This window comes from Alteromonas sp. KUL49 (assembly GCF_006538345.1).
Lineage (GTDB): Bacteria > Pseudomonadota > Gammaproteobacteria > Enterobacterales > Alteromonadaceae > Alteromonas.
In genome coordinates this window covers 513,180-529,490 of the sequence record NZ_BJKL01000002.1, presented here as the reverse complement: position 1 = coordinate 529,490, position 16,311 = coordinate 513,180, and the positions used below count along the sequence as shown (strand labels likewise).

At 44.6% G+C, this 16,311-nt stretch carries 12 protein-coding genes and 1 pseudogene; 6 read left to right on the top strand and 7 right to left on the bottom strand.

What is annotated here, in order from left to right; genetic code table 11:
* Positions 1-52: 52 nt before the first annotated feature.
* Positions 53-1,974, bottom strand: a pseudogene (locus EYS00_RS05475) (Ig domain-containing protein); the annotation flags it as partial.
* Positions 1,975-2,206: 232 nt separating this feature from the next.
* Between EYS00_RS05475 and EYS00_RS05470 the strand changes: the two are divergent.
* Positions 2,207-3,145 carry a bifunctional helix-turn-helix transcriptional regulator/GNAT family N-acetyltransferase gene (locus EYS00_RS05470; protein ID WP_130635540.1) on the top strand — a complete coding sequence of 313 codons (939 nt, stop codon included), beginning with the start codon at positions 2,207-2,209 and terminating at the stop codon, positions 3,143-3,145.
* A gap of 38 nt (positions 3,146-3,183) precedes the next feature.
* On the opposite strand, the gene EYS00_RS05465 is transcribed toward EYS00_RS05470, so the two are convergent.
* Positions 3,184-4,149 carry a DUF2167 domain-containing protein gene (locus EYS00_RS05465; RefSeq protein ID WP_130635539.1) on the bottom strand — a complete coding sequence of 322 codons (966 nt, stop codon included), beginning with the start codon at positions 4,147-4,149 and terminating at the stop codon, positions 3,184-3,186.
* A gap of 214 nt (positions 4,150-4,363) precedes the next feature.
* Here EYS00_RS05465 and EYS00_RS20845 point away from each other — a divergent pair, with 214 nt between their 5' ends.
* A complete protein-coding gene (locus EYS00_RS20845; RefSeq protein WP_242618654.1) occupies positions 4,364-5,278 on the top strand; it encodes a hypothetical protein in 915 nt (304 codons plus the stop codon).
* Positions 5,279-5,358: 80 nt separating this feature from the next.
* Here the strand turns inward: EYS00_RS20845 and EYS00_RS05455 are convergent, their stop codons facing one another.
* Positions 5,359-7,278 (bottom strand): monovalent cation:proton antiporter-2 (CPA2) family protein, encoded by a 1,920-nt coding sequence (locus EYS00_RS05455; protein ID WP_130635538.1) that lies wholly within the window; start codon positions 7,276-7,278, stop codon positions 5,359-5,361.
* 24 nt (positions 7,279-7,302) lie between these two features.
* The gene (locus EYS00_RS05450) at positions 7,303-7,911 is read right to left on the bottom strand and encodes an NAD(P)H-dependent oxidoreductase (RefSeq protein ID WP_130635537.1); all 609 of its coding nucleotides are present in this window, start codon (positions 7,909-7,911) and stop codon (positions 7,303-7,305) included.
* A gap of 244 nt (positions 7,912-8,155) precedes the next feature.
* On the opposite strand from EYS00_RS05450, the gene EYS00_RS05445 reads away from it, so the two are divergent.
* The 4 genes from EYS00_RS05445 to EYS00_RS05430 are packed head-to-tail and all read left to right on the top strand — an operon-like array spanning position 8,156 to position 12,701.
* Complete coding sequence (locus EYS00_RS05445; RefSeq protein WP_130635536.1) at positions 8,156-9,430, top strand: efflux RND transporter periplasmic adaptor subunit; 1,275 nt, start codon at positions 8,156-8,158, stop codon at positions 9,428-9,430.
* Between the two features lie 13 nt (positions 9,431-9,443).
* Complete coding sequence (locus EYS00_RS05440) at positions 9,444-10,148, top strand: ABC transporter ATP-binding protein (protein ID WP_130635535.1); 705 nt, start codon at positions 9,444-9,446, stop codon at positions 10,146-10,148.
* A gap of 9 nt (positions 10,149-10,157) precedes the next feature.
* Positions 10,158-11,468 (top strand): ABC transporter permease, encoded by a 1,311-nt coding sequence (locus tag EYS00_RS05435; RefSeq protein ID WP_130635534.1) that lies wholly within the window; start codon positions 10,158-10,160, stop codon positions 11,466-11,468.
* A gap of 6 nt (positions 11,469-11,474) precedes the next feature.
* A complete protein-coding gene (locus EYS00_RS05430; RefSeq protein WP_130635533.1) occupies positions 11,475-12,701 on the top strand; it encodes an ABC transporter permease in 1,227 nt (408 codons plus the stop codon).
* Positions 12,702-12,740: 39 nt separating this feature from the next.
* On the opposite strand, the gene EYS00_RS05425 is transcribed toward EYS00_RS05430, so the two are convergent.
* The 3 genes from EYS00_RS05425 to EYS00_RS05415 all read right to left on the bottom strand — a co-directional run bounded on the left by EYS00_RS05425 (position 12,741) and on the right by EYS00_RS05415 (position 16,249).
* A complete protein-coding gene (locus EYS00_RS05425) occupies positions 12,741-13,637 on the bottom strand; it encodes a transporter substrate-binding domain-containing protein (RefSeq protein WP_130635532.1) in 897 nt (298 codons plus the stop codon).
* Between the two features lie 159 nt (positions 13,638-13,796).
* Positions 13,797-15,827 carry an NADPH-dependent 2,4-dienoyl-CoA reductase gene (locus EYS00_RS05420; protein ID WP_130635531.1) on the bottom strand — a complete coding sequence of 677 codons (2,031 nt, stop codon included), beginning with the start codon at positions 15,825-15,827 and terminating at the stop codon, positions 13,797-13,799.
* A gap of 134 nt (positions 15,828-15,961) precedes the next feature.
* Positions 15,962-16,249 (bottom strand): hypothetical protein, encoded by a 288-nt coding sequence (locus EYS00_RS05415; RefSeq protein ID WP_130635530.1) that lies wholly within the window; start codon positions 16,247-16,249, stop codon positions 15,962-15,964.
* Positions 16,250-16,311 lie beyond the last annotated feature (62 nt).

Sequence of the window (16,311 nt, the reverse complement as noted above, 5' to 3'; positions counted from 1 at the left end):
TTACTACAAAGTTATCAACCCAAGCAGTGGTATTGTCTTGTGTGGTGTTGAACACGATCTTTGCTGATTGATTAGAAGCGCCCGTGGTAAACGTAATGCGCTTTTGCTCAAAGCTATCTGAAGTGAAAGTCACCGTTTTAGTATTCCCGCCGTACTCTTTCACCAACATGCGAGATACCTGACCATTATTATTGACGCGACCATATGCGGTGAGTTGGTATTCCGTGTTAGGCGCTAAAGCAAGGGTTTGGTTTATCCCCCCTTTGCCATTTATCTGTGCCGCATATTGCCCTTGCTGTGAAACATTTGAAGTGACGTTGTTGTTACCCCAGTTGGCGTTCCAACCATTGAAATCTCCAGCTTCAAAACCGGAATTTTGTACAAGGTTGCCGCCACCAGACGTTGATCCAGAAACATCAACTCTTGTGGTATCCGTGTATGCACCGTCATTCGTTCTGACGGTGATAGTGGCCGAGCCCGCTGAAATCGCTGTCACTCGACCACTTGCACTCACACTTGCTACGTCATCATCACTAGAAAAAAAACTACTGACTGATTTGAAGCGTTGTAGGGCGATATGTTTGCCGAAAGTGTTTGGCTAACACCTTGGTTTAAGCTCAGCGAGGAAGGCGTTAGCGTTACTCCGCTTACTGCAATAGGAGCGCTGGATCCATTTACAACCGTAATATCTCTAACAGGGCTTTGCATGTATATGCTTGTGCCATTCGAAGATTGGAATGCCGCTGCAAGCGCATAGTAATGACCATTCGGAAGCGTATTTGAAGCAGGCACGCCGCTGAGATTAATTGAAAGCGTGGCTTCTCCAGCATACTTCTTATCGTCGTTGGTGGTTGAAGGATCGTTGGCTGATTTAACAACACGTACTAAGCCTGACGCATTTCGTTCAATAAGGTTTAAAGTCACCCCATTGAATGCCCCTGAATCAACGTAAAAGTCATGTCCACCGTGGTAGTCCACTGTAACTTCCATGGTATCGCCTGAGCGATATTGAGTTGACGTGTATTGACCTGGGTTTTCAATCCAAACTGATGGCAATGCCTTCCAGGTTTTCACATATTCAACTTGCATGCGCGCCTTTTCTGGGAAGCCCTGTGAAACAATATTGTCTGGGTTTGGGTCAGCGCGCTGACATGCAGGATTATATTTAATGAGCTGTCTACGAAGACCTTGCGAGAAAATCAAATGCATAGGACGATGCCACCACTTGTTGGGCTTAGAGCCAACTTCAACACCGTCGACGTACCAAGTTATGCGATCAGGTCTGTTTTCTACCGCGTAAGTATGAAAGCCCAAGCTAGGATCAAAGGGGGCTTCATAATGCAGTAGCTGAGCTTCTGGGTTGGGTTTTGGACGTTTCCAAACGATTTGTCCATTTTCTTCAACCCGGGCATGAAGGTTATGGTCCATATCGAACTGATCATCAAAATCCGTAGGACTGCGCCAGTCCGCTTGCTGCAACTCAACTATGTCAATTTCACTGTAGTCTACGTATTGCTTTGTTGGGTCATTTCTATCTGGGAATGGATGTCCATCACTATAAAGCCAAAATGCGGGGCTTAGACCGGGGAATATTTCTACCCCTTTGATACTTGCTTCATAGAAGCCATACACACCGTCGGCAACGGTTCTCACTGCACCTGATTTGTAATAGAGCTCTCGTTGCGTGGCTTGTGATGGACCTCCAGCAACACCGTCCCAGCAGCTATCTTGAAAGGTACGAGTGTGAGTTTCTTGCGTTGTTTCAATCACTAGTCGTCCATTTTGAACATAGGCGTTGGGTTGCGCAAACGTCCACGCACCTACAACCAGACTCGATGGCGCATTTTGCCATTTAGCTGGGTTAAGTGAACCGCTTTCAAAATCATCTGTGCGATTTCCTAACTCCTGCCATCTTACCTGTCCTGCGTCAAAACCGGTCGGTCGAACTACTTCTGCGTTTAACACGCTTGGCATTGACAATGCCAATGATGCTAACAAAAGAGATTTTTTCATTTTGGCGTTCCTAGTAACAAGTTTATTTCACATTTTACAATAATGATACATATGTAAACATAGTATGTTTGAATTTGAAAGATGAATAAAACAAATTAATAAAAATTTAAACTTTAGTCGTGTAGCGCTTGGATTATTGACGTATTTCAGTCTTAGTAATATTGTATGTGTAACTGGTTACGGAGTTTGTGGTGTGAGACCATTTCATGAGTTGGGGCATATTGCTCTGGGTACAGCCCTTCGGCAGTTAGCCGCACAAGTATCTAACGATGCTGAAAAAACCTACGAACGGTTTGGATTTGATATTGAACCAAAATGGTTTCCCGTTTTTTATGTACTTGCTAACTCAGGTGCTGATTCGGTTGTGAATATAGCTAAGACAATCAATCATAGTCATGTGTCGGTGAGTAAAATCCTCAAAGAAATGAAACAAGCAGATCTAGTGGAAAGCTATAAATCAACGAGCGATTCACGAGTGACACTTGTATCGTTGAGCTCGAAAGCTCGAGTAATGATTCCTGCTATGTATGCCCAGTGTGATGCCATAGATACTGCTATGACACAGTTAACAAAAGACACTGGCGTTGATTTGTGGCAATCATTAAGAGTGGTTGAGAGGCATCTAAAATTTCATCCGATAAGTACCAGAGTCAATGAAGTTCAAGAAGACATTAGGATCGTCGACTACGCCCCTATTTACCAAGCGGCGTTTAAAGCGCTAAATGTTGCTTGGATCAGTAAGCACTTTGTCATGGAAGCGCCAGATTACAAGGCACTCGATGATCCAGATGGGTATATCCTTAACAATTCTGGCGTCATTATGATTGCCTTGTATCAAGGCGAGCCAGTAGGGTGTTGTGCGTTGATCAGAGTCTCCGATGACACTTATGAACTAGCCAAAATGGCAGTGTCTCCGAGTGCGCAAGGCAAAGGAATAGGCCTTTCACTAGGGCGTAAGATAATTGAACGGGCGAGGCTCATGAAGATAAAGCGCCTATACCTTGAGAGTAATTCTAAGCTGCTACCGGCACTGGCACTGTATGAGAAGTTAGGGTTCAAATTTATTGAAGGGGAAAGCTCACCTTACGAACGATGTGATGTTCAGATGGAGCTTAATGTGGCGTCAATTTGAGGAGCATGAGCTCCTCAAATATAAAAATGCACAAATGTTTACGCCTGAGTTTCTTTCTTTGTGAAAAAGCGGTTCTTTAACCAGTACAAGGGGACCAAGAGTACGAACCAGAACTTTTTCAAGAAAACGAGCGCCAACGCTAGAAAGCCGGTTTTTGCCAAGACCTTTCCAGCAATAAGACCACCTATCCCGTAAGCCGCTACTTGATCAATGTCTGGATCAAATTCACTGTACTTGTGACCATCATTAAAACTTGCCATAGCAAGTACTTCATCTCTTGCTTCATTGACTTCATCTAGCTGCTCCATATTCGCGATAAAGTTCATCACCAGATAACCTTGTCGGCCCAATGCCCTAACGTTGTAGTTCAGCGTATGGTTAGCACTGTCACCAAATTGCAGCTCTTTTGCCCAATACAATTTGTGAGTACTAGCGTCGTAATAAGGTTGCTGCGCCCAACCTACAAGCTCAATAGCTTCATAGCCATTTTCGGTTCGCCACTTGTTTTCCTCTCTTGTATCAGCCTGCATACTACTGAGTAAATCATCGTAATCGATATCGCCTGCATCCTCATCAGAAACGTAGCCGTCATTGGCATACTCTATAGTTACTCCCCAAGACGCGCTATCTAGCACGCGATACTTTTGTGGAAACAGCATTCCCAAAGTTAATTCACCCTCAGGGTTACCCCATGCCTCTTCAAGTACGCGTTTAGTATCTTGAGGGGAGAGGTAGTAGTAGTTTTCTGGTACTGATAGGCTAGCTTTACCGCCGGGTAGATCAATTTCACCGGTTTGATAGTTCAAAGATGCCTCAAACTCTTCAACCCATTGAAAATATTGCTGAGCTTTTAATTCTTCGTCGGTAAGTGACATGGCGGTTTCTTCATTACCGTCGAGGACCTCTTTAAATGACGAAGATTCTTCGCTACTTTGAGCAATTGTAGCGGTTGAAAGTAGCAGTAATAGGGCGGATACCCCACGGGCAACTGATGAGGAATTCATAGAACAGTCCTTGTTTTGTTATTGTGGTTTAGTCAAATTGCACTAAAAACATAATTGTTGAATGCGCAACTTTTGTTAATGTCTGATAGCTCGGGAGATTAGTCAAATATTTAAATCTTTCAAAAAGTTGCGACCTTCCAATTTTGCGACCAACGACGCAGAGCAAGACGTTTGCAAATCTTATTTAAAAGCACGTGGTATGTAAGGAAATTAAGTGTCTATGAGAGACCTTCTAGATAAAGCAAAAAAACTGGCGAGCGCCAAAGCTGACCTAATACTTGGTGAATTAGACAATGGCTTTAAAACGGCAAAGGATGTTGTCGCTGGTCTGCCAATTTTTATTTCTCTAGAACGTTCTCAGAACACGCAGTGTGACTACGACGAGAAGCACTATTTCGTGATTCCGTATCATTTGAGTGAGTCAGGATTCCTACTTCACACCATGCGCTCAATTCCAAAGGGAGTTTTAGAAGTCAATGATTTGCCCAAAAGGCGAGTATTTCATTTTCCTAATGAGCATTATGAGGGAACGTTGCGAAAGTATATGCTTGAAGCGGCGAAAAACATGGCCTATGAGTCTTCTGCACAAAACGTGAGTAGCCTTGAAAAGCTGGCTAATGATATAGATTCTCTCGACAATAAATTAACCTACGGCATGCTTTTTATTGGTGGTATTGCTGCCATATTTAACCCGCTTATTGGTGCAGGTATTGCGGTAAAAGCATTGTTGCCAAGTATTTCTGGCACGTTTGCCAAGTATGGCCTAAAACCCATCGGAGAAAAGGCGACAAGAGCACAAGTCGAGAAAAGCGCTAAACAGGCACAAGAGCACGTACTCAAACAGTTTTCTGAAGCATCAACGGTGAAAGTGGTTAACCCCATACTTAACGAACTCGAATTTGCGTTGAGGACCACCGAAGATGTTCACGACCCACTGCATGACCCTAATTTAGCTGATGGAACTATTCAGGAACTACCCGGAGAGAGTTGGAGAAACCTCACAGAAATTGCTATTTGTCATGTTTACAAAGACGTTATCAAAGATGAATCTTTACATCGTGATGCCAAATTAGGACCTGAAGATATTCGCTGGCTAGAAGTGTTACTGGCTGGAAAGTTAGACAATTAAAACAACCTATAACGCCAACACTTTCATTATGTTGAGATAAGTATCAACCCAGTAACGGTCGCGATTTTCATAAGGCTAGCTTACTCGCCCTCCTCAAACTTGTTTTGATATCCTTTAGGCGGAGGTGTCCAACCGCGTTCATCACTGTGGTGTTTATCAGCCCTATCTTGCTGCATCATCTGCAAGATAGTTTCTTCTAGCTGCATGAATATCTTTCGGTAGTCTTGGTCGAATCGTTCACCTTCTGTCCCCGATTGCCATTTTTCAAATAGTGTCTGAGATGCATTGGTTTCCGCATTAATGAAGGCGGCTTTTTTCTGCTCAACAGCGAAAGGGTGAAAACCTAAATCAGTCATGAGCTGGCCACCCATTTCTAGCGCTGAGTGATAGGTCTCATTGATGACATAGTCAGCACCTGCAAGGGATAATTCATAGCTGTGACCTTTATCAAAAGCGCGGGCTAGTATTCTAACGGTGGGATAAGTATGTTTTACATAGTGAACCAGTTCTATAGCTGACTCGCGATTGTCTATAGCGACAACCAAGGCTTTGGCTTCTTCTATACCCGCAGTGTGAAGTAATTCTGGACGAGTAGCATCTCCAAAATATGCCTGAATATTAATGAGTCTTAGGTTTTCAACTTGCCCAGCCTCATGGTCGAGTACGACAGGTTTTACCCCATTCGCCGTCAGTAAACGGGTCACTATTTGCCCAAATCGACCAATGCCAGCCACGATCACTGTACCCTGTTCTTCAATTGTGTCGTATTCCTGGTTATTACTCACAGCCTCGTATTTTGGCAATATCACTTTATCGAATAGGATGAATAACAACGGTGTCAGAAACATTGATAATGCAACGACTAATTGAAGCATGCTTGCTGTTTCGCTGGGTACAACATGATTTTGAATACCAAAACTCAGAAGTACGAACCCAAACTCACCAGCTTGCGCTAGGCTCATTGAAAACAACCATCGACTACTATTGCGGATTTTGAAGATACTCGCTAATAACCAAAGAATGCCTGCTTTTGACAACATAACACCAGCTGTGATGGCAAGTATGATGACAAGGTTACTTGTTAAAATCTGGAAGTCTATGCCAGCACCTACAGTGATAAAAAACAACCCTAGTAGCAAACCTTTAAACGGTTCAATATTGGATTCAAGTTCATGTCTGAATTCACTATTAGCGAGCACAACGCCGGCTAAAAAGGTACCTAGCGCTGGCGACAAACCCACCAAACTCATGAGTGCAGCTATTCCAACCACAAGTACTAGCGCCGTTGCTACAAATATTTCGCGCAGACCAGAACTAGCGACATAATGAAATAGAGGGCGACTGAGAAAGTGGCCCGCGGCAATAACACCACCAATACTGCCAAGAATAGCAAGCGCGTAAGCCCAAGTGGGCAAGCCAGCTACAAGACTAAGTTCTTCGTGATGATCGGCAGCCTCTTTCGTGGCTTGCGCTGCAGCGGCAAGCTCTGGGAGTGCTAACATGGGGATAAAAGCGAGCATTGGGATAACCGCGATATCCTGCATTAAAAGCACGGAAAACGCGTTTTGTCCACCTTCGGTTTTGGTCAGTCCTTTTTCATTAAATGTTTGTAGAACAATGGCTGTGGAAGACAGTGAGAAAATTAATCCGATAGCGAGAGCAACCGTCCATACCTGACCAAATGCTAGTGCTACTGCAAATATAAGTGCTGCGGTAAGTATGACTTGTAGCCCTCCCAGACCAAGGAGTCGATTACGCATTTGCCACAGCATTTTGGGCTCTAGCTCTAAACCCACTAAAAACAACATCATCACCACGCCAAATTCGGCGAAGTGCTGAATAGTCACCGTTTCTTGACCGACTAAACCGGTCACCGGCCCAATAATTACCCCCGCAATTAAGTAACCCAAGACAGAGCCCAGCCCGAGCTTTTTGGCCAGGGGCACAGTAATTACTGCTGCAACCAAGTAAATAAAGGCTTGAACGAAATAGATGGTCATGAAGTGTCCGTTTTTAACTTGGTTTTAATGAGCGAGCGAGGGTAAAAGGTCATTAATGATAACGGTATTATCCGTTTGTAAATCATCAAACTGGCCATGATGTAGTGCGTTGAGCAGCTTCTGCCAGTCTTCAATATGTTGGGGCATGCGCTTTTCCTCTACCGCTGAACGGCTAGAAAATAGAGAAAACGGCGGTAAATAACGCATACCGGTAAGCATTGCAGTTTGTTCTAGGGGTTGAAGTAATTCTCTTACTGTAAAATGGTTGTAGCCGCCAGCTCGATAGGCGTCTTTGTTACCACCTGCGCTCAGTGCACACATAAAGGTTTTGCCGTGTAATGCGTTTCCATTGGTTCCGTAGGCAAAGCCGTACTCCAGTACCAAGTCTTGCCATTCTTTTAAAATGGCGGGTGTTGAGTACCAGTAAAACGGAAACTGGAAGATGACAACATCATGATCGAGCAGTCTTTGCTGCTCTCGAGTAATGTCGATATTGAATTTCGGATACTCAGCATACAAATCAACAGTGGTGACAAACGGAAGTGATTTAGCGTTCTCAAACAGAGGTAAATTTACTTCTGAACGCGATTGGGATGGGTGAGCAAACAGCAATAAAATTTTTAGTTGTTTCATGTGTATCCGTCTAGTGAGCCGCAGCAATTTCCAACACTTGTTTACTACTCTTTCACAGTTGAAAGGTTCAGTCCAACACGCTCTAAATACTAGATTGAATTTACTGGTTTAGCCACGTGCCTAAACTGCCTCACTATTTTATCTACATTTAAACTTTCTCAACGTTCAGTGCGACTGATGTTTTATTGCTCTTGGTTTTACCTTGAGACAGACAATCATTGAACGCGTTGAATGAGGGATAAGGATGAAAATAGCGGATACCAGTGCGCAGGACGTCGCTGTAGCGCCAAAATCAAAAAGAAAAACGTGGATACTGGGGGGAATAGCTGTAGTACTTGTACTGAGTGCGCTAGGTGTATTGGCGTCGAGCTATTCTAATTGGGCCAATACAGATATCTCTGTTGCCCGTGATAGGTTAAGAATTGCTCAGGTAACCCACGGCGATCTGACACGAGACTTATCGTTGCAGGGAAGAGTAGTCGCTGCGGTGAGTCCTAAGCTTTACAGTCCTTATCAGGGAACCATCAACTACCAGGTTGCCGCAGGAGATTCTGTGGAAACGGGTCATATTCTTGCCTACATTGATAGCCCCGAACTTACCAACCAGCTCAAACAAGAAGAGGCGAACTTGCAGCGCCTGCAAATTGAGCTTGATCGCAAGAAAATAGATGCAAAACAAAAAGCGTTACAAGACCAAAAATCGGTGGATCTTGCACGCGTAGCACTGAGTGCTGCAGAGCGGGAGAAGCGCAGAGCTGATAGCGCTTTTGAGCATCACAGTATCAGTGAGATAGATTTCGAAAAAGCGCAAGACGACTTAGAGAATGCCAAACTCGAATATCAACATGCGGTTTCAGATGCAGACCTCAACAAAGAATTACTTAGCTTTGAGGTGAGAACCAGCCAGTTGCAAGTCGACCGACAATCACTGTTAGTTGCTGATCTTCAACGCAAGGTTGAAGAGCTTACTGTGCGCTCTCCAGTGACGGGGATCGTGGGTAATTTAGCGGTCGAGCAAAAAAATCAAGTGGCGCAGAATCAAGATATTCTCTCAGTGGTTGACCTCAGCGAGTTTGAATTGGAGGTACTTATTCCAGAGGGTTACGCCGATGACCTTGCTATTGGTATGGAAACCGAAGTCATGGTAGATGGTAAAAAACGGCTAGCGACTTTGGTGACTATTTCTCCTGAAATCATAGACAACCAGGTGACTGCTCGGGTTCGCTTTAGCGATGAGTCGGTGTCAGGGCTTCGACAAAACCAGCGCTTAACTACCCGAATTTTAATAGAAAATAAGCCCGGTGTACTTATGGTTCAGCGTGGTCAATTTCTTGAAAGTGGCAGTGGACGCATTGCGTACATCGTTCGCGGTGATATCGCTACAAGAACATCCATCAATACCGGCGCAAGAAGCCTTTCAGACGTAGAAATACTCTCAGGGCTTAATGCCGGTGACCAAATAATCATCTCCAGCACAGACGCATTTCGCGGCGCAGAAACCGTTTTACTCACTCAATAAGAGGAAGAAAATTATGCTAAAAATGGAAAACATCAGTAAGGTTTTCAGAACCGATGTAGTAGAAACTCATGCATTACGACAATTCAGTTTGAACGTGGATGAAGGCGACTTTGTTACTGTGACAGGACCTTCAGGATCGGGAAAAACCACCTTCTTAAATATTGCAGGGTTACTTGAAACCTATTCTTCTGGAACCTATGAGCTTGACGGTAAAGATGTTTCAAACTTGAGTGACAGTGCCCGAAGCCGACTTAGAAATGAAAAAATAGGATTTATTTTTCAGAGCTTTAATCTAATTCCTGATCTCAATCTTTTTGATAATGTGGACGTACCGTTGCGTTATCGGGGATTCAACAGCGCCGAACGGAAAAAACGCATCGAAGAGGCGCTAGAAACAGTTGGGTTGAGCAATCGTATGAAGCATTTACCTGCACAACTTTCTGGCGGGCAGCAGCAAAGAGTAGCAATAGCGAGGGCACTGGCTGGATCGCCCCGTTTTCTGCTCGCCGACGAACCCACGGGTAATCTCGATAGTAAGATGGCGCACAGTGTTATGGACTTACTCCACAACATTAACGCGCAAGGCACTACCATAGTTATGGTGACCCACGATCCGGGTTTTGCAAAACAAGCGAAGCGTAATATTTTTGTTCGCGATGGTCAGGTAAGTGAAAACACTTTAGTGGAACAAGACCTGCCGTCTGCGGCAAGTGCGTAGGAGGCGGGCATGTTTTTTTACTACATTAAATTGGCCATGCTCAGCTTCAAGCGCAATCCAATACTGAGTTTATTGATGGTGTTAGCGATTGCCTTTGGCATTGGTGCGCTGATGACAACCATTACAGTCAATTACTTGATGTCAAACAATCCTATCAAGGAAAAGAATGACGTGCTTTATCACATTCAGTTGGATAGCTGGAGCCCCTATGAGGCGGCGCGTGATGATGATGCACCTCCATTGCAGTTAACTTGGACCGATGTCAACAATCTTCAGCAAGCCGAACAAGCATTTAGACAAGCTGCAATGGCTCGTTCTGGTGGTATTATCGAGCCGGAAAATCCAGATGTTAAGCCTTTTCAGAGCTCGTTCAGACTTACTTTTACTGATTTTTTCCCAATGTTTAATGTGCCGTTTATTTATGGTGCTGGATGGGATGCATCTGCAGATCAAAATGCGGAACACGTGGTAGTGTTGTCTCGCGATGTCAATGATCGCATATTTGGCGGCGAAAATTCAGTTGGTGAGTCTGTCACTATCTCTGGAGAAACATTTCAAGTTGTAGGGGTCATTGATGAATGGCACCCAGTACCGAAGTTCTTCGATCTGAACACTGGGGATTTTGGTGGTACGGCAGATGTTTTTATTCCACTGTCGCTAAAACTACCCATGGAACTTCCTAGTTGGGGTAATACCAATTGTTGGAAGCCACCCGAAGGCACCGGTTTTCTTGCTTTTTTAAATTCGGAATGCGTTAACTATCAGTTTTGGGTCGAGTTGACCTCACCGCAAGATGAAGCTAGGTATCACACCTTCCTCGATAGTTATGTAGAGCAACAAAAGGCCCTTGGTAGATTTCCTCGTCCGCTTAATAACCGCATGAGCAATGTTCAAGAGTGGTTGGAGTATAACGAGGTTGTCGCTGATGATGCGCAGATAATGATGTGGCTCTCAATGATGTTCTTATTGGTGTGTCTACTTAATACGATAGGGTTAATGCTATCCAAGTTCATTGGAAAGTCTGGCGAAATTGGTTTGCGCAGAGCGGTGGGAGCAACTCGGGGAGATCTGTTCATGCAGCACTTAGTAGAAACGGCATGCATTGGTGTGGCAGGTGGATTACTAGGCTTACTCTTCTCTTACTTCGGCTTACAAGGTGTTCGTACCCTTTATGGTGAGTTTGCCGACAGATTAACAACTCTTGATTCCAATATGATGTTACTCGCCATTGGTATATCAACAATTACCACTATCATCGCTGGTATCTACCCCACGTGGCGCGCCAGTGCTATTGCTCCAGCTGGCCAATTAAAGGGATAACTCATTATGACTCAATTAAATCTTGGCCCTATTTTCAGAAGTCTTCTCCGAAACAAAACTGGAGCAATACTTATCGCACTTCAAATTGCGTTTACCATGGCTATAGTGCTCAATGCTTTGTTTATTATCGGAGAGCGAAATGACCTTATGGCGCGTAGCAGTGGGGTAGATGAAGCGAATAGCTTTCAAATCAGTAGTACTGGGTTTGCCACAGGGTTTAATCACCTCAATACGTTAGAGGAAGACCTCCGTGAAATTCGTGCGCTGCCTGGCGTGAGAAACGCAACAACTATTAACTCTGTGCCTATTAGTGGTGGTGGATGGTCAATGTCTTTTCAGGTGGAGTCTGGTGAAAACAAACCTAGTACACCATCGTCGATTTACATGGTTGATGAACAGGGTATTGATACGCTGGGTGTTGAGTTAGTGGCAGGAAGCAATTTCACCAAAACTGACATAAGACTGCGTGATGGTACACAAGAAGGTTGGCCGCAAAATGTCATTGTTACTGTCGCCCTCGCCAATGACATGTTTCCTGAACTTGATTATGCAGAAACCGTTGGGAAAACCATATTCATCAATAACACTGAACCAATGCAAATTATCGGTGTGATAGATCAACTTCAAGCGCCTTGGATAGGATGGAACAAACTCGAAAACGCTATGTTGTCGCCTGAGTATATTGTTGGTGACAACTGGAATCGTTATTTTATTCGTGCCGAAGAAGGCATGCGAGACCAAACCATGCGGGATGTAGAAGAGCTTTTAGCAAAACGTGCTGATGAGAGACTGGTTGAAAATCTGCGCTCCTTTGAAGAGATCCGCGAAGACAGCTATAGCCGTCACAGCGCTATGATACAAATCTTGTACGTGGTTATGATCATTATGATTGCTATTACGGGCAAGGGGATTGTCGGGTTGGCAAGCTTTAATGTGAATCGCCGATTGCGTCAAATTGGCACTCGGCGAGCGTTAGGGGCAAGTAAGGCAAACATAGTGCAATACTTTATGACAGAAAATGTCGTTATTACTACATTGGGCGTCATCGTCGGTATCGCACTTACCATAGGATTGAATATGACTTTGGTTTCAGCCTTTGAACTAGGTCGCATGCCTTGGTACTTCTTGCCCTTGGGTGGACTTTGTTTTTACTTGTTGGGGCAAGTTGCTGTGTTTGGCCCAGCATTAAAAGCGTCTTCAATACCACCGGCCATGGCGACGAGAAACGTATAGCGCAACGGTGAATGAAGAGCTTCGTTGTTTAAAGCTCTTCTAGTTATCGTTGAGTGGTTGTTCAAGTTCTGGAAAGCGCCACCAATATTCAGGCTGGTCTAGTGGCGCTGTTTTTGACGATTCCGTATCCCCTAAATAAATAACCCGCCTGTTGGCAACATTAGCTCGCTCAATGAACTCACCGTAATGTTCGTTTATCAGTTGTTCAACCATGCCTTGTTCAACCATGCGGTTGAGCCCTAGTGTCATGCGTTCAACTAGTCTGGGCGCATGGGGAGAGACAAACATATAGTAGTAGGCGGGTAGAACTACCAAGAGGTTGGGTTCAACAACGATGTTCTTGTTTATAGCTTGTTGCTTTTCAACTTCTTCAAAGACCTCGTAAATTCCCCTTGGGATATAGTCAAAACGTTGCTTCTCTAACATTGAGAACAATTGTTCGTAAGAGTAAGCATTAACAATACTAAACTCTTTTGCTTGCATGGCCTCCCATGTCGCCCAGCTTTTTCTCAGTCCTACCGTTAATTTTTTGAGTGCTTCCTCATCAGCTATTTCGCTAAATTGAGCTAGGTTATCTTTGTGAACGGCCAATATTCGGTAGCTTAGTAAACCCATTCTGACTGGGATTCGAATGGGAATAACTTGTTCTTCCCAATCAGGTTGAGTAACGGCGAGTACAACGTTAAATAATCCATCTTCTTTTTGTAGTTCTTCTAATGCTCGCTGCTTAGGAATATCACCTGTGCCTCGCGCCTGAATACGATATTCACCGTACTCGGGTACGGTCAGTGCTAAGGCTCGTTGTATCACCTGATAGTTGAATTCTAAGTTCAGATCATCTGTCATTTGTTGACGACCTGTGAACACTTCATCACGTGCCGAAACTTGAGTGATTAACGTAAAGAAAGCCAAAAGAAATATACTGAATCGAATCAACGCTCTTCCCTAAATGATCAGTGACTTCGAGGAGGTTTAAGACTTGCCGATAAATTATACAGTGAGGTGCTTGTTATTGAAACTGCTGTGACTCTGCGTAGCGTTTACGCGAGGGGGCAGTCCCTCACGCCAATAATAGTCATACGTTGATCGCGTGCACTAGATAACCGCGGCTAATTCAGCTCCTTGTCTAATTGCTCGCTTTGCGTCGAGTTCAGCGGCAACGTCTGCACCGCCAATAATATGTACTGACAAGCCCTGTTCTTCGAGGGGGTCTTGCAAGGGTTTAAACGGCTCTTGGCCAGCACATACGATGATATGGTCGACTTCCAAACACATAGGTTTGTCGTTAATGGTGATGTGTAGGCCCTGATCATCAACCTTTTCATAGGTTACGCCATTCATCATTTTAACATTGTGATGATTGAGTGATTGTCTGTGGATCCAACCCGTGGTTTTGCCCAATCCTTTGCCTACTTTGGATGTTTTACGTTGAAGGAGGTACACATCTCTTTCTGAAGGATTGATATGTTTCTCGGTGAGCGCTCCAGGCTGGTTGTAGCTTTTATCTATGCCCCAATGAGCCAGCCATTTTTCTCTATCAGTGGCCAAGCTTTCTTTTTCAACAAGGAATTCGGCTACATCAAACCCTATTCCACCCGCACCAATAACGGCCACTCGTTTACCCACCGATACTTTGTCTCTTAGTACATTGAGGTAACTCAACACTTTAGGGTGGTCATGCCCTTCGATACTGAGCTCTCTGGGTTTTATTCCTGTTGCAAGGACCACATCATCAAAGCCTAGCTCAGCGAGATAGTCTGCAGTGACTTCTTGTCCTAAATGTAGGTTTACACCAGTACGTGTTAATTGGTGACTAAAGAATCGGAGCGTCTCATAAAACTCCTCTTTACCCGGAACTTGTTTGGCGTAGTTGAATTGCCCTCCTATCTCTTGTGCTGCGTCGAATAAGTGTACCTCATGTCCACGGTCCGCCGCGTACATTGAAAACGCTAATCCTGCAGGACCTGCACCTACAACAGCAATTTTTTTCGCTGTTTCTACCGGAGAAAACGTGAGTTCAGTTTCATAACAGGCTTGAGGGTTAACTAAACAACTTGCCCGTTTTTGTTCGAAAGCATGGTCTAAGCACGCCTGATTACAGGCGATACAGGTGTTGATAAGATGAGATTGGTCGTTAACTGCCTTGTTCACAAAGTGAGGGTCAGCCAGAAATGGACGGGCCATAGATACCATATCTGCGTGTCCTTCAGCCAGCACAGATTCGGCAACTTCTGGTGTGTTTATTCTGTTTGTTGTCACCAAGGGAATAGACACTTCACCTTTCATGCGTTGGGTGATCCAAGTAAACGCTGCTCGTGGGACTGAGGTCGCAATTGTCGGGACACGAGCTTCATGCCAGCCAATCCCTGTGTTGATTATTGTCGCGCCCGCTTTTTCAATAGCTTTCGCGAGATAGACCACTTCATCCCAGGCCGCCCCACCTTCAACCAGATCCAACATAGACAGGCGATAAATGATAATAAAGTTGGCACCCACTGCTTCTCGGGTTTGTTTTACGATTTCAACAGCCAGTCTAGCTCGGTTTTCTAGACTGCCACCCCATTCATCATCTCTGTGATTGGTGCGCTGACAAAAAAACTGGTTGATGAGGTAGCCTTCGGAGCCCATCACTTCAACTCCATCATAGCCAGCTCGCTGAGCGAGCGAAGCACACCTAACGTAGTCTTTTATCGTGCCTCTCACCGAGCGAGAAGACAGTGCTCTCGGTTTAAATGGAGTAATAGGAGATTTCATGGCGGACGCCGAAACAGCGAGTGGATGATAACCGTAACGTCCAGAGTGAAGGATCTGCATGCATATTTTTCCACCTTCGGCATGCACAGCATCCGTGATCTGTTTGTGTTGCTTAACGTGCTTGTTGCGCGTCATTCTTCCTGCAAATGGTGCAACCCACCCAGAGATATTAGGACTAATACCCCCAGTGACAATTAACCCCACACCGCCTTTTGCTCGTTCCGCATAAAACGCCGCTAGTTTCGAAAAACCATCTTTTTCCTCTTCTAGTCCTACGTGCATAGAACCCATTAAGGTCCGGTTTTTCAGCGTTGTAAAACCTAGGTCAAGTGGCGCTAGCAAATGAGGGTAGGGAGCTTGGGACATTGTCATAATCAGTCTCTAATTTTTGTTTCATGGGTCAGTTCGAAGCTGTGGACTGACCAGTTAGATAATGATTATTGACCAAGTTTACGGATAGGTAAAGGTTGTAAATTTACTGTCTGTGTTAAATTAGCGCGCAGAGCCTATGACGCGTCCTTCACGCTGAGTTCCTCTTGTGACGGTAACATTTCAAGATAACGGTTGTATTTCTCTTGCTGCTCTTCGTTAAGCGTAGACGCTGCTAATATGGATAAGCAGCGCTGAAGGCCAACAGTATGCTCTTCTTCGAAAGACTTCATCTCGCTAATTGCTGCAAGTGTCTGCAGTAGGTTGAGTGCGATATGAATATTATTAGGGGCGAGTTGAAATGCATCAGACAAGGCTTTAAACGCAGGTAAATAGCGTTTTTGCTTGTAGTGATTAGAAGCCATATCTATCAGCTCCCGAGGAGTAAAGTGAATACTAGCTTTCTCCTCAAGTTCTTGGTCGATGT

What these genes read in the sequence shown, in the direction of transcription:
- EYS00_RS05465 (WP_130635539.1), bottom strand. Translation starts at nt 4,149, where the DNA reads ATGAATTCCTCATCAGTTGCCCGTGGGGTATCCGCCCTATTACTGCTA.
- EYS00_RS05455 (WP_130635538.1), bottom strand. Translation starts at nt 7,278, where the DNA reads ATGACCATCTATTTCGTTCAAGCCTTTATTTACTTGGTTGCAGCAGTA.
- EYS00_RS05450 (WP_130635537.1), bottom strand. Translation starts at nt 7,911, where the DNA reads ATGAAACAACTAAAAATTTTATTGCTGTTTGCTCACCCATCCCAATCG.
- EYS00_RS05445 (WP_130635536.1), top strand. Translation starts at nt 8,156, where the DNA reads ATGAAAATAGCGGATACCAGTGCGCAGGACGTCGCTGTAGCGCCAAAA.
- EYS00_RS05440 (WP_130635535.1), top strand. Translation starts at nt 9,444, where the DNA reads ATGCTAAAAATGGAAAACATCAGTAAGGTTTTCAGAACCGATGTAGTA.
- EYS00_RS05435 (WP_130635534.1), top strand. Translation starts at nt 10,158, where the DNA reads ATGTTTTTTTACTACATTAAATTGGCCATGCTCAGCTTCAAGCGCAAT.
- EYS00_RS05430 (WP_130635533.1), top strand. Translation starts at nt 11,475, where the DNA reads ATGACTCAATTAAATCTTGGCCCTATTTTCAGAAGTCTTCTCCGAAAC.
- EYS00_RS05420 (WP_130635531.1), bottom strand. Translation starts at nt 15,827, where the DNA reads ATGACAATGTCCCAAGCTCCCTACCCTCATTTGCTAGCGCCACTTGAC.
- EYS00_RS05415 (WP_130635530.1), bottom strand. Translation starts at nt 16,249, where the DNA reads ATGGCTTCTAATCACTACAAGCAAAAACGCTATTTACCTGCGTTTAAA.